The 22139-nt window shown below is 58.8% G+C and carries 25 protein-coding genes, 1 tRNA gene and 1 pseudogene; 13 read left to right on the forward strand and 14 right to left on the reverse strand.

The genetic code is table 11. The features are described 5' to 3' along the window. The 7 genes from FIV39_RS10995 (at window position 1) to FIV39_RS11030 (ending at window position 5234) form a co-directional block, all read left to right on the forward strand. Window positions 1-1284: an arsenic transporter gene (locus FIV39_RS10995; RefSeq protein WP_090403957.1), complete on the forward strand. Its 1284-nt coding sequence runs from the start codon at window positions 1-3 to the stop codon at window positions 1282-1284. A gap of 13 nt (window positions 1285-1297) precedes the next feature. After that, on the forward strand, window positions 1298-1768 hold the full coding sequence (locus FIV39_RS11000) for an arsenate reductase ArsC (RefSeq protein WP_090403955.1): 471 nt from the start codon (window positions 1298-1300) through the stop codon (window positions 1766-1768). Between the two features lie 11 nt (window positions 1769-1779). After that, the gene (gene arsH, locus FIV39_RS11005) at window positions 1780-2460 is read left to right on the forward strand and encodes an arsenical resistance protein ArsH (protein ID WP_090403953.1); all 681 of its coding nucleotides are present in this window, start codon (window positions 1780-1782) and stop codon (window positions 2458-2460) included. Between the two features lie 50 nt (window positions 2461-2510). After that, window positions 2511-3302 (forward strand): AraC family transcriptional regulator, encoded by a 792-nt coding sequence (locus tag FIV39_RS11010; protein WP_090403951.1) that lies wholly within the window; start codon window positions 2511-2513, stop codon window positions 3300-3302. A gap of 74 nt (window positions 3303-3376) precedes the next feature. Then, a complete protein-coding gene (locus FIV39_RS11015) occupies window positions 3377-3988 on the forward strand; it encodes a LysE family transporter (RefSeq protein WP_090403949.1) in 612 nt (203 codons plus the stop codon). A 232-nt stretch (window positions 3989-4220) separates the two neighbouring features. Further along, a complete protein-coding gene (locus FIV39_RS11020) occupies window positions 4221-4748 on the forward strand; it encodes a DinB family protein (protein WP_090403946.1) in 528 nt (175 codons plus the stop codon). A 204-nt stretch (window positions 4749-4952) separates the two neighbouring features. Continuing rightward, entirely contained in the window at window positions 4953-5234 is a 282-nt protein-coding gene (locus FIV39_RS11030) for a hypothetical protein (RefSeq protein WP_090403944.1), read from the forward strand. Window positions 5235-5279: 45 nt separating this feature from the next. Here the strand turns inward: FIV39_RS11030 and FIV39_RS11035 are convergent, their stop codons facing one another. Together FIV39_RS11035 and FIV39_RS11040 are read right to left on the reverse strand one after the other, a co-directional pair. Beyond that, window positions 5280-5471 carry a hypothetical protein gene (locus FIV39_RS11035; RefSeq protein WP_027606617.1) on the reverse strand — a complete coding sequence of 64 codons (192 nt, stop codon included), beginning with the start codon at window positions 5469-5471 and terminating at the stop codon, window positions 5280-5282. Window positions 5472-5565: 94 nt separating this feature from the next. Then, window positions 5566-6030, reverse strand: coding sequence for a hypothetical protein (locus FIV39_RS11040; RefSeq protein ID WP_090403942.1), 465 nt, complete (start codon window positions 6028-6030; stop codon window positions 5566-5568). A gap of 225 nt (window positions 6031-6255) precedes the next feature. Between FIV39_RS11040 and FIV39_RS11045 the strand changes: the two genes are divergently transcribed. From FIV39_RS11045 to FIV39_RS11060, 4 genes and pseudogenes are all read left to right on the forward strand, one after another. Then, window positions 6256-6342: transfer RNA gene (locus FIV39_RS11045), tRNA-Leu, on the forward strand. Between the two features lie 174 nt (window positions 6343-6516). Beyond that, entirely contained in the window at window positions 6517-6855 is a 339-nt protein-coding gene (locus FIV39_RS11050) for a hypothetical protein (RefSeq protein ID WP_090403940.1), read from the forward strand. 25 nt (window positions 6856-6880) lie between these two features. Further along, window positions 6881-7150: pseudogene (locus FIV39_RS33370) on the forward strand (SOS response-associated peptidase family protein); the annotation flags it as partial. A gap of 86 nt (window positions 7151-7236) precedes the next feature. Further along, a complete protein-coding gene (locus FIV39_RS11060; RefSeq protein ID WP_143513870.1) occupies window positions 7237-8052 on the forward strand; it encodes a hypothetical protein in 816 nt (271 codons plus the stop codon). A gap of 5 nt (window positions 8053-8057) precedes the next feature. Here FIV39_RS11060 and FIV39_RS11065 read toward each other — a convergent pair whose 3' ends face one another. The 8 genes from FIV39_RS11065 to FIV39_RS11110 all read right to left on the reverse strand — a co-directional run bounded on the left by FIV39_RS11065 (window position 8058) and on the right by FIV39_RS11110 (window position 16236). Further along, a complete protein-coding gene (locus FIV39_RS11065; RefSeq protein ID WP_090403938.1) occupies window positions 8058-8582 on the reverse strand; it encodes a lysis system i-spanin subunit Rz in 525 nt (174 codons plus the stop codon). Then, entirely contained in the window at window positions 8579-9112 is a 534-nt protein-coding gene (locus FIV39_RS11070) for a glycoside hydrolase family 19 protein (protein WP_090403936.1), read from the reverse strand. The genes FIV39_RS11065 and FIV39_RS11070 overlap by 4 nt, the downstream gene beginning before the upstream one ends. A 58-nt stretch (window positions 9113-9170) precedes the next feature. Continuing rightward, entirely contained in the window at window positions 9171-9536 is a 366-nt protein-coding gene (locus FIV39_RS11075) for a phage tail protein (protein WP_090403934.1), read from the reverse strand. Then, window positions 9533-9859 (reverse strand): hypothetical protein, encoded by a 327-nt coding sequence (locus FIV39_RS11080; RefSeq protein ID WP_090403932.1) that lies wholly within the window; start codon window positions 9857-9859, stop codon window positions 9533-9535. The genes FIV39_RS11075 and FIV39_RS11080 overlap by 4 nt, the downstream gene beginning before the upstream one ends. Next, window positions 9859-10617: a phage tail protein gene (locus tag FIV39_RS33375; RefSeq protein ID WP_244176313.1), complete on the reverse strand. Its 759-nt coding sequence runs from the start codon at window positions 10615-10617 to the stop codon at window positions 9859-9861. The genes FIV39_RS11080 and FIV39_RS33375 overlap by 1 nt, the downstream gene beginning before the upstream one ends. 1078 nt (window positions 10618-11695) lie before the next feature. Beyond that, complete coding sequence (locus FIV39_RS11100) at window positions 11696-15154, reverse strand: phage tail protein (protein ID WP_090403928.1); 3459 nt, start codon at window positions 15152-15154, stop codon at window positions 11696-11698. Window positions 15155-15212: 58 nt separating this feature from the next. After that, entirely contained in the window at window positions 15213-15824 is a 612-nt protein-coding gene (locus FIV39_RS11105) for a tail assembly protein (protein WP_090403926.1), read from the reverse strand. A 61-nt stretch (window positions 15825-15885) separates the two neighbouring features. Beyond that, a complete protein-coding gene (locus FIV39_RS11110) occupies window positions 15886-16236 on the reverse strand; it encodes a hypothetical protein (protein ID WP_090403924.1) in 351 nt (116 codons plus the stop codon). Between the two features lie 138 nt (window positions 16237-16374). Here FIV39_RS11110 and FIV39_RS11115 point away from each other — a divergent pair, with 138 nt between their 5' ends. Together FIV39_RS11115 and FIV39_RS11120 are read left to right on the forward strand one after the other, a co-directional pair. Then, a complete protein-coding gene (locus FIV39_RS11115) occupies window positions 16375-16698 on the forward strand; it encodes a hypothetical protein (protein WP_090403922.1) in 324 nt (107 codons plus the stop codon). Between the two features lie 78 nt (window positions 16699-16776). Continuing rightward, on the forward strand, window positions 16777-17046 hold the full coding sequence (locus FIV39_RS11120) for a hypothetical protein (RefSeq protein WP_090403920.1): 270 nt from the start codon (window positions 16777-16779) through the stop codon (window positions 17044-17046). Window positions 17047-17198: 152 nt separating this feature from the next. Here FIV39_RS11120 and FIV39_RS11125 read toward each other — a convergent pair whose 3' ends face one another. The 4 genes from FIV39_RS11125 to FIV39_RS11140 are packed head-to-tail and all read right to left on the reverse strand — an operon-like array spanning window position 17199 to window position 22124. Then, a complete protein-coding gene (locus FIV39_RS11125) occupies window positions 17199-17963 on the reverse strand; it encodes a C40 family peptidase (protein WP_090403918.1) in 765 nt (254 codons plus the stop codon). Window positions 17964-17965: 2 nt separating this feature from the next. Continuing rightward, on the reverse strand, window positions 17966-18718 hold the full coding sequence (locus tag FIV39_RS11130; protein ID WP_090403916.1) for a phage minor tail protein L: 753 nt from the start codon (window positions 18716-18718) through the stop codon (window positions 17966-17968). A gap of 11 nt (window positions 18719-18729) precedes the next feature. Beyond that, on the reverse strand, window positions 18730-19068 hold the full coding sequence (locus tag FIV39_RS11135; RefSeq protein ID WP_090403914.1) for a phage tail protein: 339 nt from the start codon (window positions 19066-19068) through the stop codon (window positions 18730-18732). Then, window positions 19068-22124, reverse strand: coding sequence for a phage tail tape measure protein (locus FIV39_RS11140; protein WP_090403912.1), 3057 nt, complete (start codon window positions 22122-22124; stop codon window positions 19068-19070). Before FIV39_RS11140 ends, FIV39_RS11135 begins: the two co-directional genes overlap by 1 nt. Window positions 22125-22139: the final 15 nt, after the last annotated feature.

Below are 22139 nucleotides of genomic sequence, written 5' to 3' on the forward strand. Positions count from 1 at the left end.
ATGCTTGTCGCAGTTGCCATTTTTATCTTCACCATCGTTCTGGTCATCTGGCAGCCCAAGGGCCTCGGCGTGGGCTGGAGCGCCACGATGGGGGCGATCCTGGCCCTGGCCTGTGGCGTGATCAGCCTGGCTGACATCCCCGTGGTGTGGCACATCATCTGGAATGCCACCGGGACGTTTGTCGCGCTGATCATCATCAGCCTGCTGCTGGATGAGGCCGGGTTCTTTGCCTGGACAGCGCTGCATGTGGCGCGTTGGGGACGCGGGCGTGGCCGGCGGTTGTTTGCCTATATGGTGCTGCTCGGGGCGTTGGTGTCGGCGCTGTTTGCCAATGACGGCGCGGCGCTGATTCTCACGCCCATCGTGATATCGATGCTGCTGGCGCTGCGTTTTTCGCCGACCGCCACCCTGGCGTTTGTGATGGGGGCGGGGTTTATTGCCGACACGGCGAGCCTGCCGCTGGTGGTGTCGAACCTGGTGAATATCGTCTCGGCGGACTACTTCAAGATCGGCTTCAACGAATATGCCGCCGTCATGGTGCCGGTCAACTTTGTCAGCGTCGCCGCCACCCTGGCGGTCTTGCTGTGGTTCTTTCGCCGCGACATTCCGCAGAGCTACGACCCCGCCGACCTGGCCGACCCCGCCAGCGCAATCCACGACCGCGCCACCTTCCGCGCCGGCTGGTGGGTGCTGGGCATCCTGCTGATCGGCTGTTTTGCCCTGGAACCGCTGGGCATTCCCATCAGCGCGATTTCCGCCGTGTGCGCCGTACTCCTGCTGGTGATCGCCGCCAAGGGCCACAAGATCTCCACACGCAAAGTGCTGAAGGAAGCGCCGTGGCAGATCGTGATCTTTTCCTTAGGGATGTACCTGGTGGTCTACGGCTTGCGTAACGCCGGCCTCACCACTTACCTGGCGACCTGGCTCGATACCTTCGCCACCTACGGCGTGTGGGGTGCGGCCATGGGCACCGGCGTGCTGACAGCATTGTTGTCCTCGGCGATGAACAACCTGCCGACAGTCTTGATCGGCGCGTTGTCCATCGAGTCCAGCCATGCCGTGGGCGTGGTCAAGGACGCAATGATCTACGCCAACGTGATCGGCAGCGACCTGGGCCCGAAAATCACCCCTATCGGCAGCCTGGCCACCCTGCTGTGGCTGCATATCCTGGCGCGCAAAGGCATCACCATCACCTGGGGCTACTACTTCAAGGTCGGGATCGTGCTGACCTTGCCGGTGCTGTTGATCACCCTCGCCGCCCTCGCGTTGCGCCTGAGTATTTAAAGGAGAGACCGCAATGAAAGTCCTGTTCATGTGCACCGCCAACAGCTGCCGCAGCATCTTGTCCGAAGCGATGTTCAACCACCTGGCACCAGAGGGTTTCGCCGCGATCAGCTCTGGCAGCTTCCCCAAGGGCCAAGTCCTGCCGCGCAGCCTGAGCACGTTGCAGGCGGCGGGTATCAGCACCGAAGGGTTGTACAGCAAGGGCAATGACGCGTTTGAAGGCAGCCCGCCGGACCTGGTCATCACCGTCTGCGACAAGGCGGCCGGCGAAGCCTGCCCGGTGTATTTCGGGCCGGCGGTGAAGGCGCATTGGGGCCTGGAAGATCCTTCGGACGCTCAAGGTGACGAGGCCAGCATCCAGGCCGCGTTCGACGCCACGCTGGCGACCATCGCCACCCGTTGCCGGGCGTTTTTCGCCCTGCGCTTCGGCCAGCTCAGCCCTGCTGAACTGAAAGCAGAACTCGAGCGCATTGCGCTGTTATAACCGGAGCATTTATGACCACCCTGCCCAACCTGGACACGACCTTGATCCAGCCTGCCGGTTTGGCCCAGCCGCCCCGTATTCTGCTGCTCTACGGCTCGACCCGCGAGCGCTCGTTCAGCCGCCTGCTGGTGGAAGAAGCCGCGCGCCTGCTGCAACACTTCGGTGCGCAGACCCGCATCTTCAACCCGAGCGGTTTGCCGTTGCCCGATGACGTCCCCAGTGACCACCCCAAGGTGCAGGAGCTGTTGGAACTGATGCAATGGTCCGAAGGCCAGGTCTGGTGCTCCCCCGAGCGGCACGGCTCGATGTCGGCGGTGTTCAAGGCACAGCTTGATTGGGTGCCGCTGGCCCTTGGCGCCGTCCGCCCGACCCAAGGCAAGACCCTGGCGGTGATGCAAGTGTCGGGCGGCTCGCAGTCCTTTAATACCGTCAATCAGCTGCGCGTACTGGGCCGCTGGATGCGCATGTTCACCATCCCCAATCAGTCCTCGGTGCCCAAGGCCTTCATGGAGTTCGATGACCAGGACCGCATGAAACCTTCAGCCCTTTATGATCGCGTTGTCGACGTGATGGAAGAACTGCTGAAGTTCACCCTGCTGCTGCGTGACCGCCCGGACCTGGTAGACCGTTATTCGGAGCGCAGGGAAAGCGCCGAGCAACTCTCTCAACGGGTCAATCAACGGTCGATTTGAACCGCGTTGCCGGCGTATCCTCAGCCTTTGCCCCTGAACGAGCCAACTCGATGAGCGCCCTTCAACACGCCTGGCTGGGCCATTACGAAATCAGCAGCACCACCTGCACCGGCCTGAACTTTGCCCGCCACAGCCACGACGAGTGCGTAATCGGCGTGAACCTGGTGGGCGAGGAAAAGGTGTGGCTGGATCGCCGCGAGTTCGAGGCCGGGCCGGGCTCCATCACCCTGTATAACCCAGGCCAGATTCAGGGCGGCGGTGCGGCGGATGGCGCGCCGTGGCAGTTTGTCAGCCTGTACGTCACGGCGGATCAATTGGCCAATGACCTGGGCCTGACGCATCTGGAGTTCGATCGCTCGTTGTGTTTTCAGCCGGACCTGGCGCAGCGCCTGGCGGCAGCGGTAAAAGGCGCATTGAGCAGTGATGCGTTGCTCCGCGAGTTAAGCGAAGACGCCTTGGTGCTGTTGCTCGGTGACGTGGTCAGCCTCAGCGGCGTGCGCGTGCCCGGTAGCGCAACAACCGGCAAAAGCCTGATTGGCCGTGCCCAGGAAATGCTCGCCGAACACCTGCATCAAGCACTGCCTCTGGACCGGCTGGGCGATGAGCTGGGGCTATCGAAATTCCACCTGCTGCGCACCTTTCAGAAAGAAACCGGGCTCAGCCCGCGTCAATGGGCCATGCAATTGCGCACCCGGCGCGCCAAGGGCCTGTTGCGCACTGGTATGGCGGCCAGCACGGTGGCCCATGACCTCGGCTTCGCGGACCAAAGCCATCTCAATCGGCATTTTCGCGCGGCCTACGGCATTACACCGGGCCGCTACCAAAGCGCGCTGAAGGGCTGAACAGCGCAATCTGGTTCAAGACACCCCGCCTCTGCGCCCGCACACTGCCCGCCATCACTTGAAGGAACGCGGGCATGCTGACGATCTTCTTTTACGCGCTGGTATTCGGTTTTGTGTTTTGCCTCTCCCCCGGCGCCGTGCTGGCGGAGACCTTGCGCCGTGGCTTACTCCACGGTTTCACACCCGCCTTGCTGGTGCAGTTTGGCTCGCTGGTCGGCGACGCAGTCTGGGCGGTGATCGGCCTCACCGGCATCGCGCTGTTGATCCAGCATGACGCGGTGCGCGTACCGCTGACGGTGATCTGTGCGTTGTACCTGGCCTGGTTGGGCATACGCAGCCTGATCGACGCCTGGCACTTGCCCGAAGCGGACAGCGCGCCGACCAGTACCCGACAAAACGCGCTGGCCGTGGGCGCGGCAATCTCCCTCGCCAACCCGAAAAACATCGTCTACTGGGGGGCATTGGGCAGCGCGCTGACAGGCATCGTCGGTGCCACGCCCAGCCATGGGCAGACGCTGATGTTTTTCGCCGGGTTCATGTTGGCTTCGGTGCTGTCATGCTTTCTGATCGCCGCACTGGTCAACCTGCTGCGCAAGAATGCATCGCCCACTTGGCAGCGCATCAGTTATGGCGCCTGCGGTTTGGTATTGATCTATCTGGCCGTTCTCGCCGCACGCGGCGTATGAAGTTATATATCGGGTAACTTTCGAGCGCCTCTTGTCTGAATGAACTCTAAACGGTGGCGCTCGCCCAGCCGGGTGGTGATGACACATCCGGAATGGTCTGCCGGGCCAGAGCCAGCGGCGTTTCGGTACTGACGGTAGAAAACTGCATTCAAGCGAGGTGCCGTTGCAACTGCGGGGCGTCGAGTTGATTGCCTTATGATGGCGGCACCATTGCCAACGAGGGGCGTAGCACGTGAACCGTATCGAACAAATGGCGCTGCTGGCGACCTACAACCAGTGGATGAACCGCAAGGTCTATGACGCGGCCGCCAAGCTCACGGACGATGAATTGCGCGTGGACCGCCAAGCGTTTTTCGGCTCGATCTTCGGCACGCTCAACCACCTCACGTTGGGCGACACCGTCTGGCTCAAACGCTTTGCCCTGCACCCCGCCGGCTATGCGGCGCTGGCGCCGCTGAGCGCCATTGCCACCCCGCCGGACCTCAAGCAACTGGCGTTCGCCGACCTGGGTGAACTCGCGGCCCAGCGCCGTTGGCTGGACCAGTTGATCATCGATTGGGTCCACACCCTGCGCGAGCCCGACCTCGACCATCGCCTGCACTACCACAACATGCTCGGCGCGGCGGCCAGCAAGCCGTTTGGCGACCTGCTGGTACATTTTTTCAATCACCAGACCCACCACCGGGGCCAGGTCACGACGCTCCTGACCCAGGCCGGGCAGGATGTAGGCGACACAGACCTGCTCGCCTTGATTGACTGAACTCAGCGAGCACTGAACTCGGCATAGGCCTGCAACAACCGGGCAAATTCCTGGGGTTGCGGCAGTTGCTCGAAGCTTTCGAGTGCTGAACGCTGCTGCGCCCGTGGGGTCGTAATCTCAGGGGCCGGGATTTTTAATCCCCGCCCTCCCCGCGTGCATTGTGGGTTTACCGATGCGCGTACCCAATAAGAAGGAGACGCTTGCATGGTCATTCACTTCAAGGTTGCCGGGCATCTGGCCTGCGGCCATCACGGCAATAGCCTGCCCTCCAGCACCGAGCTGAACCGGGTCAAATGCCGCACCTGCCGCAACACCGATGCCTACAAGGAAGCGCGCCGCAACCAGCGCAACGCCGCTCGCCGTGCTTCGCGCCAAGCCAAGACCCACATCAGCACCGACTGGCGCAGTGCGTGGACGCAGCACCTGACCGGATTGCCAGGGCTGCAACGCCTGCCACGTGGCTTCGGCGCACAACCGTTCGTATAAGCCAGAAACGCAGAAGCCCCGGTCAAACCGGGGCTTCGTTTTCAATCAATCATCATTGGACACCGGCCTGTTGCGTGCCTGGTACCCCGGCAACGTGGCGGCATACGCCAGTGCCTGTTCACGGGAATTAAACGACGCCAGCCGGTCCTGGGGCGTACACACCCGCCATGGCCCGAAATTGACCTGCACGATGTCGTACCCATTCAGATGCAGTTTCTTCAGCAGTGGAGCGCTCATAGTCACCTCGCTTTCCTGAGATTTCCCAGCGTTACACGCCCTACCTTACACCCGCGTCCAAGGTCATGACTGACCGCATGTCGCAGCGGCCAGGCTACTTGACCTTGCTGCTCAAGGTATCGACGCTGCGCTTTAGATCGTCCAGGCTGCGCTTCAAGCCATCGATGTCGCTTTTCTGCCGTTCGATCGTGCTTTTCTGATCCTCGACCGTGCGCTTGAGGCTCGCCAACTGGCTGTCACTGGAACTGGAACTCGAACCGTCCTTGCGCTTGAGCTCATCGAACGCACGGTCCTGCCCTTCCAGCTTGCTTTTCAGGCCTTGCACTTCGCTATCGGTGCGTTTCTGCGCAGCTTGCAGCTGCTCAATATCCCCCACCGAAATGCTCGACGTCTTCAACACATACTGGTTACCTGCCTCCAGCGAAGCCCCCGTCAACCGGTCACCCGCTGACGCACTGAAATCCCCCCACTTCACCGGACTCCCAGCCTGTGCCGTACCGGCCAACAGTCCCATGACGCCTACAACCACCATCCAAGAGCGCTTGCGAACACTGAGCATCAACTGATTCCTTTCCAGACTGCCGGGATGGCATATCGCTATGACTGTCATTTATGCAACTTGTTCCCGCACTGTAGCAATCCTCTGAATCCCCCGTTAAAGCCGATGTAGATCACTGATCTGCCAAGCTTTTTCGCGCGTCCCCTGATGCAATAAAGCGGCAACCCGACCTTGCGCCGAAGCGCCTGGATCTATATATTCCCAACCCTGCAACAACGCGCTACCGCCCGAATGGCGAAACTGGTAGACGCATGGGACTTAAAATCCCCCGCTCGTAAGGGCGTCCCGGTTCGATTCCGGGTTCGGGCACCATATATATCAAGGGCTTGCATGATGAACTTCATGCAGGCCCTTATCTTTTTCGCTCCGCAATTTTAGGCACTGCACCGCAATTTCCATTTCCACGGCGTCCTGCCGACGAACACCACTCCCAAATCTGATACACCTCGACTACTGTACGCACATACAGCATTTGAGGGCGCCAACATGAACATAGATGAAGACACCTGCGAGTGGCTTGGACTCCCCACGCCCCTCGAAATGTACAAGCAGCACTGCCGCATGCTGGAGAACGAGGTAAAGGAACTGAACCTGCAGCTTCGAAAAGCACAGGCCGACGTTTTCGGCATCAGCCAGATGCTGCTGGAGACCCAGGCGAAGAACAGCGAGTTTGCCGGGTACCTTCGAGAGCGCGGTACCGAAGCGGCAGCAATGCGTAAACAAATCTCAGACCTGACCACATCGACCAGCGTAAGCAGACGAGAGGCGGACGAGTTGCGCCGGATCGTAAATGAGAGGAGGCCTCGCCCGACCACGATTGTCTAAGCTCAAACAGAGAGAGGTGCTGGCCATGTGTGGACGACTTTCACAGTATCGAGGGATTCACGACTTCGTGGCGGCGCTGAGCATGCCCAACGCCCTGGCGAACTCCGCGGGTGACACACCGCTTGAGCGGTACAACGTTGCACCGACAACATAGATCGCCCTGCTCCACCTCCAGGGGGAAACGCTACACGCTGATCTGGTGCGTTGGGGATGGCGGCTCCACTGGGCAACCGTCCCAATCAATGCCCACGTCGAGAAGGAAGTCCACGCCCCTCTCTTCCGAGCATTCTATCCTTTCAATTTATAAGTATGCTTGACAATGGCCCTTCATTATTAGTAAAGATGCTAGAATTTCAAAAAACCGCTGTGTAGCTTAATAAAATGGCAAAAGAACAATACAAAAATACCTGCATGTTTTGCGGAAGTAAAAAACCGTCAAAGGAACACATGTTTCCGCAGTGGTTGAGAAACCACATTTCTGAAAAATCGCACAACAAATCTTTCAACCGCGCACTGACAATCAGAAAAGCTGAAACTCATATTTCGACTCAAAGATTCCCGAAAAATTCAAACAACCCAATTTTAAGCCTACAAACAAAAAAAGTCTGTATCACGTGCAATAATGGATGGATGAGCGAATTAGAGAGCAAGATCATCCCAATATATGAAAAGCTCAAGCGGAAGGAATTTATTACTATATCTAATGACGAAGCCTTCACGCTAGGCTTATGGGCCACAATGCTTGCAATGAAGTGGGACATACTTGAAACAAATACTTCCGGATATACCGAGCCCGACACAAATTATTTATATAAGTATAAATCCCCCCCACCTAACGTAAGAGTTTGGCTAGGGCACTGTGACCAAAGCGGAATAGTAGCTTGGCATAGAACATACTTACACCTTACACAATACAGCCCTGAACAACTCACCCCAAATGTCAGATCTACAACCTTTATGATTGGCCATATCATACTCCACATCCTGAGTCATGAAGACTCGAGCATAAATCGAATAATAAGAGCAAACGAAAAAAATAACCGAGTTGTAAAAATCTGGCCTTCAGCGACCGCAGTAGATTTTAACAAACCAAAAATAGAGCGCAGCACAGAGGAAACTACAAAATCGATGACTATTTTCTGCGGAATGCAACACGACTCGGATTACGTTCACAGGCTTCTTCAATTGTTGCCGTAATTCGATCACAGCTGTGTTTGTAGCTCTCTCACATAAGCCTGGCACGCCCGCAGCGCGATCACGGCGTTATCCCCGTCGTCGGTGATGGCGATAATTCGTTGAGCATGCGCTGGGTCAAGTTGGGCTCGACGGGCTGCATGAACCACGCCGACGGCGCTGGTGGCGGTAGGCACGTTGCAGCCACTGGCTGAATCCGTGGCGTCGAGAAGGACTGACAGCCGCAGATCAGAAGTGGCAAGACGATCACGCAGCAACGCCTGGTTACGCTGGGCATCGGATAATTCCTTGGTGTGTTGTTGGTCAGAGGTGGCCAGGGCCCGCTCGGTGGACAGGCGTTTGTCCTGTTCGGCGCGCGCCTGGGCGGCGGCAGCATTACTGATCGCTGCCAGGTCAGCCTTGTGCAGCCCGGACTGCTCGGCGAGCTGCTTGCCCATCCGCCAGTCCTGCACCTGCCAGGTGACGCCGGCGGCGCCAGCCATCAGCACCAACACCAGCACCACCAGGCCGGCCAGCTTCTGCACCGGCGTCATGCCAGCACCTTCAGCGCCTTTTCGTACAGCGCCTGGCGATCATCCTGGCCGGTGAGCCCACCATTGATGCGCCGGGTGATCTTCACGAACTGCCCCTGATCCGCCAGCTTGTTCAGTCCACGGGTAGACCAGAACCAGGCCGCTGACATCGCAGCGTGCTGCGGCTGCTCCAGCAGCGTGGGTTGATTGACCAGGTCCAGGCCCAGCGCTTCACCGCACGCCGCGCAGTTCGCCCGGCCGGTGATCTGTATAAGGCCCCGGCCACGGTACTTGGATCCGTCGCCCGGCTCCGTGTTGCCCAGGTCGGCGCGCCCCTCGTACCCGGCCTGTTGCGCGGTGGGGCCCCAGATCTCGCGCACGTAGCGCAACTGCCCCGACTCGTGACCTACCTGGGCAATGAATGCGGCAATGCGCAGGCGGTTGACGATGCCATATTTGGCCATGGCAGCATTCAGCACAGGAGCAAAAACGCCGGCTTGGCGGCCGGCGTTCGGAAGGATCTGCAGGAGTTGCTGTTCGGTGATGGGCATGCCTTTCTCCAGACGAAAAAAATCCCGCTCAATGGCGGGTTGCGGTGCTCGGTTTGGATTAGATGACCTCGGCGGCGACCTGCATCGGCGCGGCGATGATTTCGGGGATTGGTGGCTCTACGGGCCAGACTGGCGCCTGGTACCAAGTCGGCTGAACCGTGACCTTGCCGAGGGCGTACTTGTAACTTTTCCAGTCTTTCAGCTTCAGCAGTAGCGCGGCTTGCTCTGCTTCATCCTCTTCAGTGGCTTCGCCAATTTCAATGCCGAATCCAATCGTGTCGATTCGCTCCTGGAGTCTTGAAATCTGAAGGAGCGACCTTGTGTTCCTTGCTGCAAGCTCGCCCTTGGAAGCCGCCAATTGTGCAGCCTGGCCCGCTGCATCCTTCATAGCCTTCGTGATGAGCTTATCCCAATCGATGTTCATTCAGATACCTCCAAGGGTGCAGGGAGTGGCAGCGGAAGAACGACGGGGCCGTCTGGCACGTTGACCAAGTCTTCAGGGAATCGCTGCGCATGGCTGGCATTTGGGCCGTTGGGAAGCGCGACGGTAATCACCAACTCCCCATCTTCGAGTTTTTCAACATCAGCACGGAACCAGGTGCTGGTGATCGCGGAAACAGGCAGAGTGTCGCCGTTACCCATAGGCGAGAAGTCGAACGAATCTCCGTTGACGATCAGTGTCTCCCCTGCCTTAACGATGCTGAGATTAGGAGCAATGTTTGCGTCTGGCGAAAGTTTAATGCGCATCAAAACCACCTCCCGATAGCCGTGTACTGAATCGTGTAAGTCTGGGATGCCCGGGCGAAAGCCTCTAAAAGCATGAGCGTCCCCCAGGAGGAAATTGATGCTGGAGATTTGCCTCCCGTCCACCCCGTAAATGCGGCGCTTGTAGTGACGTCGATTTCTACGGCGGGGATTGCTATGAAAGTAGCGGGCATTGCAGCAGAAGGCACACCGCTACTTCCGTAAACCGAACCCTGCCCACCGACCAGAGCATTGATGGTTGATGTAAAGGTGGTAGTTCGAGTGCATATCATGGTGCCGTCGGCAAACTTCACATACTGGCCATTGGCGTTACTGCCGCGCTCGATTATAGCGCCAGTAGGCTGCCCGCCAGCCTGCGACACCGTGCCGACGATTCCAGCGGCCGCAAGTTTTTGCGCTGTGCCATTGGTGTTACCTGTCCCCCCCTTCTCGACCGGCAAAATATCGTAGTTGCCAGTAGTTCCGAGCGCAGCCAGCTTCGGCCCGAACTGGTTGTTCAGGCTGTTAAAGGCATCCGACAGCATCTTGTCATAGCCCTGCACGGGCATGATGGCGTAGGCCTCACCGCTAACTGTTGGCCCTTTGTACGCAGGCAGGATCGAGATCACCGTGGCGCTCGCGACGTTGGCGACCTCATAGGTTGCACCATCCGGGCCGACGAACGAATCACCCACCCTGGAGGATGCCGCGAAATCAACATCGGCGCCCGCGACTGTAGTGCTGCCGTTTTGAACAGACACTGTTCCGGCTCTTTGCCAAACCATACTTTTCTCCAGGCAATAAAAAACCGCGCACGGCGGTTATCGGGTTCTATTCGTATTAGTAACGGTTATGAAATTGGTTTTGCGAAAACTACAGGGGTATAAAGTGTGGTCTGAATATCTACGCCAACGACTTGCATAACAAGCCTATTGTTTGCATAGTCCCAAACAGCGTACTGGTTTCCTTGCCTCGTCTGCCCCCCGGCTACATCCATTGCGATATTGTTTAGGAGCATGAAATCTCCTGTGTTTAGTGGTGAGACGGCTGTCCAACTTAACAAAGAGACACCCTGACCGGTACTCTGAGACCCTAGGTAAGTCCAAGATGTTATGGCTCTAGTAAATTGAGCAGCGGCCGTACCATTGTCGAAGAGAAGCTTTGACGACCCATCCCATAACCTAAGACCGAACAACGCTGTAGGACTTGATTGGTAAGCCGCGCAAAACCAGTCACCAGATGTTCCCACACCAGCAATACCAGTGAAAGAGAAACCCGTCCACCCTCCTGCCCCCCCCAGATATTTTACAAAAACAAAGCGTGTTCGACTGGGCTGGCCTGACGAACACTAGTGGTGGCTCTTGACTGGTAACTACTACCGGGAACGCTACGCCTGCACCACCAGTGCCGGAGTATGCTCCCTTAGCTATAACCACAAGTCTAGTGAATTCAGAATCAAGAACTACTACGTCGCTTGTATTTGAAAAGGTTAGTCCGAATGTCATTATCTGTACTTCATAACTAAAAGACGTTGTGGAGTTAGAACACCAAGCGGTCCGTTCGTATTAGGTTGACCCCAAAAGACAGTCACTCCATTATTACCAACTATCGGGGTATATTGTATATTTCGAATGTTTTGACCATCTGTTCCGTAGTTTGTGATAGGTACGCATACTGCCGAGTGAGTAGCCGGGGTAACTCCAGGAATTGATATAAAGATGGATCGGCTAGGAGCATAGTCAGCGCTTAATAGCACGGCAGAATAAACAACCCTGACAGTAAAAGAGTTCTCGTCTAACTCAAGGGCGCCATTGGCGCCCCATATCCTCATTCCGAAACTCATGCCGTCAGATCTCCAAGCTGTACACGCTTAACCCCGGTTTCGTCGTAGACCTTGATCGCGCGGTTAGTCATGGTCAGGCGCCCACCGCCAGGTGCCGGACCGTTGAACTCCAGATTGCCCGCCTTATCAAGGCGCCATCCCTGAGCACCAGCGACGTAGTTATCCGATTGCAGCGCCTGGCCGATCTTCAGCATGCTGATGCTGCCGTCCTGGATGAAGGCCGAACTGATGAACGTCTGCCCACCAGATACCGAGAACGGCGAAACCGGCACACCGTTCGCCAAGTTCAACAGCATGAACGTGTCAGCCCTCACCACGAACTGCGACGACACTCCAGACGGATCGACCTGCAGGCCCAGGCCAAACGAGGCGGCGTACTTCTGCCCGCCAGGAGCGGTCTCCATCTTCACTGACCAGAGAGTCGACAATTGGCCATTGGTATTGGCAAGCGCCGAAGAAGTCTCCTGAATTGACGAGGTGTTCTGCCCGACCGTTGCCTGCAACTGAGTGGTCTTGGTCGCCTCCGCCTCGATCGCCGTGGCTCGCACCTTGCTCTCTTGGACGATGGCCGCGGTGCTGGCCCAGCCTTTGAGAGCATCAGCCTTCGCCCCACTGCCGCTGTCGTCTCGGGCAGAAGCGCGCAGCGCATTGGTAGTGCCGGCCTGAGCCGTGACTGCGCCATCGAGTTTGGTGATGTTGGTCGTATTGGTGCTGACCTGCTGTGCCAGTCCATTGGCCGTCTCAACCGATTGCCCCACGTCCAGCCAGTACGTGGAATTCGGCGGCGGGCTGTTCACAGGCACTTCCTGCTTCGCCTGGTAGATGCGATCGCCAGCTACCACCATCTGACCTTGCAGGTACACCTGCGCAGGCACGTACGCGCCAAGACCGTCCAGGCTGTCAATCTGGTCCTGCAGGCCTTCCAGCTCGCTGAGCAGGTCTTCGCCAAGCTCGGTCTTGGTGACCTTGCCGGTGAGCATCTCAAGAATAGGCCCAGCGTCCGAACTAGCCTGCCCAATCACGCCATTGCCGACCGGATAGAACGGCCCCACGTTTCCGGTGCGGTCAACCAGGCGCGCCCAGAAGAACAGGGTTGCGCCTGCCAAGAGCGACTGCATGCGGTAATCCGCCTGAGGATGCGCCAAGTCGGCAAGCTTGATAGCCGCCGCCAGGTCGTTCGCAGGCCCATACCACAACTCGGTGCGCTGGGTATCCTCGGCGCCAGCAGGGAAACCCCAGCGAATGCCGATGCCGAACAGTTCGCTGGTGGTAGTCAGGAACGCCACCGCCGGCGGCAGGCCGACCTTCCCTTCCAGATTGGTCAGGTTGGAGCTTTTCCAGATCGACGAGATTTCGAAGGCGCTCACCGACCGAACCCGGGCCAGGTAGGCGCCCGAGTAAATGCCGGTGACATCCACGCTTGTCGCGCCAGTGCGCTGCAGCTTGATCCAGTTGCCGCTGTCCTTGCGCCACTCCACGTCATAGGCGACAGCACCAGCCACGGCCGGCCACGAGATGTTCATGGTGCTGATGGCGATGCCTTGGTTCACGGCGTAGCTCGATGTGAGCGTGACGCTTGCCGGCGCCGGAACGACAGTGATCGGCACAACGCTGATTGGGCGCTCCTCCAGCCGGGCGCCGGTGTCGATGTGCGCGAATTTGCTCGGGTCATACTGCACGGCCGAGATCTCAAACACGCCAGGCTCCGGCCGGGCCACGCTCACCACCCTGTACAACGGGATTGCCAGGTCGTCGGCATCCAGCGCCCATACCAGTTCGGGTTCGGGCGCAACGGAGTAAGCCACGGTAACGGTGACCTGCCGGCCGCTGACCAGTTGCACGGTACGGCCCTCACACTTGCCGTCTGGCAGGTTGAGGATCAGCCGGTCACCGGGCTTGGCCTGGGTATCGCGGTCCAGCGTGATGACCTTGCCATTCACTGCGGAGATACGCCCACCCACGGGGCGACCCGCCAGCAGTTCGTCCGCGATAGGAATCACGTAGCCAGGCAACGGAATACGCCCGTCGAGACCGACCTTGAAGGTAACCGCCCGATCCTTGGAGTTCGTGAGCAGCGCCCACTTGCCCCGGCGCTGGGCCTCGGATTCGCGGGTGCAGCCGATGGCACTGATCTCCAGCGGGTTGTCGCCGTAGCGCCGCTGCAGCTTGGCATCGGTCACAGCGGTGACATCGGTGTCGTAGTTGTTCAGCGGGTTGTCGTAGCTGATCAGCGCCCGTGTGTAGCGGGTGCGCTCCGACGCACTGGAGTAAGTGAACTTGCCGTCGATGACGTTCGCCCGGGTGTAGGCGAAGTCGAAGTCGGTGGCGCGCGGCATATCCGCCAGGGTGAACACCTGGCCCTGGGCCCAGTAAGTCATGCCCCGGTAGATCGTGGAGATGTCACGCAGCAGAGACCAGGCGTCAGCCTTGCTTTGCAGATTCAGGTTGCAGATGAAGCGCGGCTCCTGGCCACCCTTCCCGTCCGGTACAAGCTGGTCACAGTACTGCGAGATTCGGTACAGCTCCCATTTGTCCACCATCCACGGCTTGATACGACGGCCAAGGCCGAAGCGGTCTGCGGTGGTGATGTCGTAGGTCATCCAAACCGCGTTATCGGTCCAGGCTTGCTTGAATGTTCCGTCCCAAACGCCCGAGTAGGTACGAGACAAAGGGTCATAATTGCTCGGCACCTGCATCTTCTTCAGCTTTGTCTCGACCGTGACGGCCGGGATGCTGCGGAACTGCTCAGCGGAGAACTCGATGTAGAGCAGCGCAGTATTTGGGTAGCGGATCTTCGCGTCGATCACCTCGGTGAAGCCGGCGATCTGCATGGTGTCGGAGATTTTGTTGTTGTTCTGGTTGACGGTCAGGCGCGTGATTTTCATCAACCAGCCGGTGGTCGCCTTTGGAAGATCAATACGGCGTGTCCGCTCGTACAGGCTGGTGGTCTTGCCGTCGACAGCCTCGCTCAGCACCTGCTGATAGGCACCGCCATCGGTGGCCAGCTCAACCTTGTATTCGATCCGGTAGCCATTGACGTTTCCACCAGAGTCCACGGACTGAAGCGCAGGCCACGCAAAACGAACGCGCACAGCGGAGAGCTGGGTATTGCTGATGGCCCGCACCCACGGCGTCCCGCTGCGTAGCTCGGTACTGATGGTTGTCTCGTTTTCGACCGAAGGGATGCCCTGGATATAGCTCTGATCCACGGCCCCGGTGCGCCACTCCCACTTCACGTTTGGGAAGTTCATGTTGCCCTGGGGGTCTTGCAGCGGCGTGTTGTCGAGGTAGATGTCCTTGGCGGTCGGCGTACCTTCGAACTCGCCCTCCCCGACAGCAATCAGCATCTTGGCAATAGCAACAGAGCGCAGGCTGTCTGGCGCTTCCGTTGGGGTTTTTGGTTTCTCTTCGCCGCCCTTTGCGCCGTGGATATCAAACTTGCGTGCTGCGCCCATGCTTTTCTCCAGGCAATAAAAAACCGGCTCGTGGCCGGCTGTAGTGCTGCAGGTTTCGTTACATCTGATCTTCGGCGTAGATTGCGGCGCTGATAATTGCTCCGCCGACCCTGCGCTTGCCGTAGCAGAGCGAGACAGGGTTACCCGACGCTGTTGTGTTCTGTGCTGAGCCGAAGGCGTAGCCGGGCGTGTTCTCGGGGGCCGCGCTGGTCTTGAGGCCGCCGGCCTGAGGGCTGAGCATCTGGATGACGCCGCCCAACACCATCGACCCGCCCATCATGATCAGGGCGGAGCCAAAAGGCGCACCTGCACCAAAGGTGCCGCCGGTGATGACGAGGCCGACGACGATCAGGACGGCACCGATGATGGTTTGCAGTGCTCCGCCACGCTTGCTCCCGGTGATGACCGGCGCAATACGAATATCGCCATCGCCCGTGAATTCAAGTTCCTTTTCCGCCAGATTCGTCTTTCCGCGAAAAACGGCGAACTCGATCCCTTTGGATTTTGCGTTGGATAGGAAGCGCTCAAAGCCTGGAATTTGAACGCACAGAGCTTTCACCGCCTCGGCCGGAGACCTCACAGCCATTCGGAATGAGCGGCCAAACTGTCGAAGTTGACCGTAAAGTAGGATCGTGGTCATGGGCTGATAATTGATAACGAGTGCTGCCATTGACTTTTCTCCAGGCAATAAAAAGCCCGCCGAAGCGAGCCTTGATTGAAAGTGGTTACTGCTACAGGCAGCCCTGCAGCGCGCCCAGTCTTTTGTTGGCAATCCAGTTGCCAACCACTACGTAATACATTGCCTCAGATCCGGCGCCCTTTGGCTGTATATCAACAAAGTACTGCGAGCCCTCTGTGAATACCGTGTATCCGGAGTCTCGGCCCGGCTGAAGAGTTGCACCAGGTGTGCCGCCGAAGATCGACTGGTTCTGCCATTCGTACTGAACGCATTTCGCGAGTGCCGCGTCAGATTTCTTCGAGGTCAATACTTTGTAGGGTCCCGCCTGGCGAGCCTCGTTCATCGTTGGCGCCATGCACCCCGCCAGCATCGCCACCACTACAGCCGCTATCAAAATCCGCATGATCGATCCTCGTCCTGAAAGTGGCGACTGTAACGCGGACCTGTCCGGGCATCCAGCGTGGATGGAATGCCAGTAACTGGGCAGAGGTTCGGCGTAGTAGCGTTATGCTTTCATGGACATTGAGAGTCAAGGAGCTGCATGAATTCTTCGAATAGAGCAAAGTCGGACGCCATTAAGGAGCAATACGATATTTTGAGCGAGGCGGACGATGCCAAGCTCCGTCAGTCAGCGAGAAGCGTGATAGATGGAGTTACGGCCGGCACTTTCATGGCAGCACAGAGCGTTAGCGTAACGCTGATTCCTCTTGAGGTTCAAATGGCTGACAGACAGGTATTGCCAGATATCGATTTCAAGAGAATGGACGCAGTCATAGGCAATATAAAGAGCGACGACGATCCCTTGCTTTCAGGGGCCGCCGAGGCTTGGCGCCTCGACACTGACCAGCATGAAGGCCTGAATTAAGGATTTCCCAGTCCTTCGCCTGCAAGCCCAAGGACTGGGGTTGCGCCAATATCGGCGCGTTTATGACCTGGAGGTCAAATGAGTGATAACAAAGGCGGCATCAGCATGCTAACTCTCGATCAGCGACTGGCTGCACTTGAGAGCGCTGTAAGTACCACCGCTACCGCACACACCAACGCTATAGCAGGCATTATTACCGCCATATGCAATTTGCCTGAAACGGACGTCAGCCAATTGGAAAAAGATCTTACTGAGCTGAAGTCATTGCCCACTCAGGGCGTTGAGCCAATTCTCTATGGAAATTTGATCGACCTGTTCATTTCACGGATTGAGCATGCCCGTAAGTAAACCCCAGTAAACGCCGATTTTGACCTACCGAAATCACTGCGCGCCAACGAAAGGTGGCATTGTCGCGAATTACAGTACCGACAATGCGCACCTGCCCGTCAGCAGTAACTTCAAAGGGCTGGTTCATAATTCTCTCCTGTGGCCGTGCCGCGTCATATTGGTTGTCTTGCGTCTTTGTGCCTGAGGATCAGGCGCGTCCGGTCATGCCAAGGGCCTCCGTAGACGATGATCTCGGACGGCCTGCCGTACAGATGGTGCAGCAGGAATGGGCCTGGCCCGAACGTGCCCGACTCTTCGCCAGGTAACGCCGGATCAGTGCCCAGATAGATCCCGGCATGGTTCGGGTGAACTGTCCGCCCGACGTGCATGACGATCATGTCGCCACGCTGTGGGCGGTCGACACGCACGAAACCGGCAGCCTCGTAGTTCACCTCGTACAGGCTGGCGTTCTCTGCACTCTCCCACCAACCATCGGTGCGCTGGAATGCTTCGAACTCAAGGCCCCACTCACGTTGATACCAGTCAGCGCAGACCTGCCAGCAGTCCCATGCGCCGTGCACGAACGGGCGCTTGAGCAAAGGAGTACTGCCCGTTGGCGTGATCGTGCGCATGTCGCCCTCGGGCCAAGACAAAATGTGCCAAGGCAAGGCCGTGGCCTCGCATATGGCCAAGTCATGCGGTGACGGCCTGCTGGTGGCGTCCGGGTGCGAGTGAACGATGCCGATAACTTCGCCCAAGTCTTCCGCCGCGGCGTAGTCCTCGGGATCGAGCCGGAACTCTTCGCTCGGCTCCGTAGCGATGTTCCGGCACGGGAAATACTTCTGCTTGCGCCCGATGACCAGCAGCAGGCCGCAACATTCTTTCGGGTACTGGGCCGCCGCGTGCGCCTGGATGGCCGCTATGATGTGCTTGCGCATGTTCAGCTCCGGGCTATGAGGGAAACGGCAGGGAAGCCACCGAAGGACAGTTCGTTGTTCTCGCCGAAGCGCAGCTTGCAGGACGACAGGCACCCCTTGCACTGGTCCAGTGCTGGGTCATCCGTGGGGTTGTCCTCGTCGTCGAACATGGCCGCGCCGGTGTATCCGCAGTCCGGCCCCCGGTAGCCATTGGTCATGGCCCAGTGGCAGAACGTTGTCATCTGCCGGCCGGGCAAACCGTGGTTATCGATCTCGCCCGGGGAGGACAGCTCCCAGACCACCGCCTCGCCGTCCTCGCTGGTTTTCTGGTCGATGTACCAGATCTCCAGCGCCTCTTGCGTCGGGTCTGCGGTTGGGTTGCCGTCCGGAAAGTTGGCTGCATCCAGGTACTTGGCCAGGGTCTCGCGGACCGTCAGTTTGAACTTGAGCATGTCCTCGAAAGCCAGGCACAGCGCCGTGACGCGCCCGTTGACGTTGCCGGCGGCGAAAGTCGGCCGAGAGGCGGTGCCGTCGCTGCTCGAGGAGATACCCTCAATCTGCACCGGCCAGGCCGCGTACTCCTGGCCCTGCCAGATAATCGACTTGGCGGGTAGATCATCTTCGGAGCCCTCGTAGGCCAGCAATTCCTCGGGCGTGTGCGGGATAGCGTGACCGTGGAAGCGCAGGTAATCCGCGCCGTATTCGGTACCGTCAATTTCGAACAGGCGAATCTCGCCGCCGGGCTCCAGTTTCTGGATGTCCGTGATCAGTGCCATGGGCAGTTATCTCAGGGGTGAAAGGTTTGCTGGAAAGTCGCGGTGATGGCGTATACCTGGCCGCCACGGTGCACTGGCTTGTAGCCGTTGCACTTATAGAGGCCAAGCTCACCCAGGGGCGGCTCCCAGAGGAAGCCCTTAGCCCCTTTGTGCCGGTCAAGGAACGCCATGATGTCCTTGATGCGCCCCTTCAAACCGGTGAAGGTCACCGGCCACGATTGCGACCGGTTGTTGATCCCATCCTCGACCGACTGCTCGTATCCATCTCCGAACTTCTTGGAGCGAACGCGCTGGGCAATATCGCCCTCCGCGCCTTTCTCCGTCGCCCAGGTGAATCGTTCGATAGCCATCATCGCCCCTTGATTGCGTTGTTGATGACGCCGCCCTGGCGCATGTCCCTCGATCGCAGTTCCTGGTATTTCTGCTCTACGAACGTCGCCAGCTCCTTGCCGAAGAGGTCATAGCCTGGTGCATCAGCCGTTGACGATGCATTTCCGTCACCGTCGATGTGTACCTCGACATTGATCTGAGTTGAGCCTGCTCCACCGCCGCCCATGGCCATAACCCCAAGCTTGCCGCTCGACGTCCGGGTCAGCGGCATGATTGCCTCCTCACCAGCTTCACCCATGACGCCGGTTTTGCCATTGGCCATCCCGAAAGCCGTGGGCTTGCTGACGATGGAGTTCGTGAACGCGCCGCCGTCGGCGAACATCTGCACACCGCTCGACCACGCGCCGCCCTTGGCTTGCGGGAAGTAGGTGCTGGAGTACCCGGCAGAGGATGCCCCGAGGTTTGACGACGTGGCACCGGCAGACCCGGCGGCCATGCCATTGCCTCCACCAGCAGCGCTACCACCAAAGTAGCTCGCCGCTGCACCAACCAGGCTGCCCAGCAGTGCCGAACTGGCCTGCCGTGTCGCGATGCGCGCCATGTCTGCCAAGATCGACTTGGTGAAGTCGCCGAAAGACGCCTTACCCGTCAATACGAAGTTGGTGATCGAATCCTCCATGGACCCGAAGGCGTTACCGAACAGGCTTTTTGTCTGGCCGGCAATGTTGCGCGCCGAATCCAGATAGTTGTCCCAGGCGGCTGTCGCCCCCTTCGTCCAGTCGCCCTGGGCATTCTCCACATCCGCATAGTTCTGCCGGATCTGGTCCGTCGCGGCCTTGTTCGCGTCTGCGAGAGCCTGCGATTTGCGCTTGAACTCTTCCTCCGACATGTTCCGCGATGGATCGGATTTCTGGTTGGCAAGCTCCAGCGACTGCTGAGCAAACCGGTCCTGCTGGCTGTTCAGTTCGCCGCTGAGCGCGTTCTGTCGATCGCCCTGCCCCACGCCGAGCACTGCACGCTGACCTGCAAGCTCCAAGGCCCTCTGTTGCTGCCCCAGCGCCTGCACGTACGTGCTGATCGCCCGCTCCTGCTTTGCCAGGCGCCCGGTCTCGTTCGTAGCCAGCACTTCAAGCTGACTGTCGGCATCCTTCTGCGCCTTGACCATTCCTGCGCGCGCGTCGGCGATCTTCTGGTCTAGCTGGATGCTTTGCGCAGCGGACGTGGACTTCTTGCCCTTGGCGGCCTCAAGCGCTGCAATCTCGGCCTCGTAGGCCGCCGTGACCTGATCAAGCTCGTTGCCGATCAGCGCCTGACGCCGCAGAAGGTAGTCTTCCTCAGATAGCAGGCCGGCCTTCTGTGCCGCCTCCAGTTCCTTCTGATAGTTCTTGTAGGTGTCGGTGATCGCCGCCAGGTTGTTCTTGGCGCTGTTGAAACTGGTCAAATCGACCTGGGAACCGGCGGCTTTCGGGTCCTTGAACTTGTCATTGATGTTGGCGATGTTTTTGTCGACCGTGGCCTGAGCCAGGCGAGGATCGTTCGGCGCTACCTTACGGATATCGTCGAGTTGCTTTTTATAGTCCTTGAGGGCCTCTGCCCGCTTCTGCTCATTCGTCCACGAGGACTTGGTGAGCGCGTCAACCTTCTGCATCGAGGTGATGGCGGCTTGTTGGGCCTTTGCCTGATCGCCTTCCAGCTTTGCAATTTCAGCCTGTGCCGCCTTCTGGTCCTCCAGCATGTTCAGTTGATTGGTGTAGTAATCAACCATCACCTGCTTGTTTTGGAAGAGACCGATGTCGCCGGATTGTGCGCTCGCCAGGTTCCGACGGGCTTGCTCAATGTCGGCGCCAATATCTGTACGGCCGATGTTCTTGAGGTTGTCGGCGGCGCGCGCTACAGCGTTGTAACCCTTCTCCCAAAAACTGAGGTTTTCCAGAATCCTCGGCGTCCGCTCGTTGATCGCGTCTGCATAGGACTCGGTGGCCAGTTTCACCGCACCGGCGTGGTCGCGCTGCTCTTCCAATGCTGCGATCTGCGAGTAAACAGAAGCAGTCAGGTAGTGGTACTGCTCGTTCAGCGCTGCGGATGCCTTTACGGGATCGTCGGCCAGCTTGACGAATTCCGAGACGGTCTCGCTTACCGCCTTCCCGGTAGCTTCCTGCATGGATACTGCGGCCTGGGTGATGCCTGCGAAGCTCTCGCCTGCGATCTTGCCGTTGCCCGCCAGCGTGGCCAGAACTGCCGCCGCCTGACCGGTAGTGCCGACAGTAGCGCCGACCTGCTTTGCCATGTCACCCAGTTGTCCGGCACTCAGTCCGGCGTAGTTACCGGTGAGGATCAGAGACTTGTTGTAGCTGTCCTGTTCTTCGCTGCCTTGGTGATAGGCATAGGCCAGGGCGCCCACGGCCGCAGTGGCGAGGGCTAGCGGCGCCAGGATGGCGAGCAGACCGGCTGCACCAGCACCGGCACCGGCGCCCAGCTGAGCTACTGCGCGAACGCCGCTACCCCAGTCACCCGACGACAGCGCGTTACCCAGCTGTACGACGTTTTCCTGAGCCTGGCGGGTGCCGAGGCGCAGTTTGTCGAAACCGGTGGTGGTCTTTTCGAGCTTTCCGTAATCCTTGTCGATCTTGGCCAGGGCGTTGTTGTACTGGTCCTGGCTGATTCGCCCCTCGTCGAGATGCTTACCCAGTTGCTCGACCTGCGTGTCCAGCTTAGCCAGCGCGGCACGGGCAGGGTCAATAGCCCCTAGCAGGCTGTTGAGGGCCTTCTGCTCGTCCATAGCGGACTTGGCCAAGGCCACCTGCTGCTTGTCGAGCTGCGCCGAGATCTTCGCTGCCTCGGCCTCGCCATAGGCGCCGGTCTTGGTCAGCTTGGCGAGAGCGTCACGCTGCTTCGCAAGGTCCTGGGTGGTTTTGGCGCTGGTAGACAGCGACTTTTCCAACGCCTGCATTTCGCTCATCAGCGAAACGGCGGACTGCTCGGCCCGGCCGCCAGCCTTCGCCATTTCATCCAGGCTCGTTTTTGCCTGGATTGCATCGGCCGAGTCGATCTTGACGCCGAGTTCTGCAATGTTCATCGACTCACCTTGAAT

Source organism: Pseudomonas grimontii (assembly GCF_007858185.1).
GTDB lineage: Bacteria > Pseudomonadota > Gammaproteobacteria > Pseudomonadales > Pseudomonadaceae > Aquipseudomonas > Aquipseudomonas grimontii.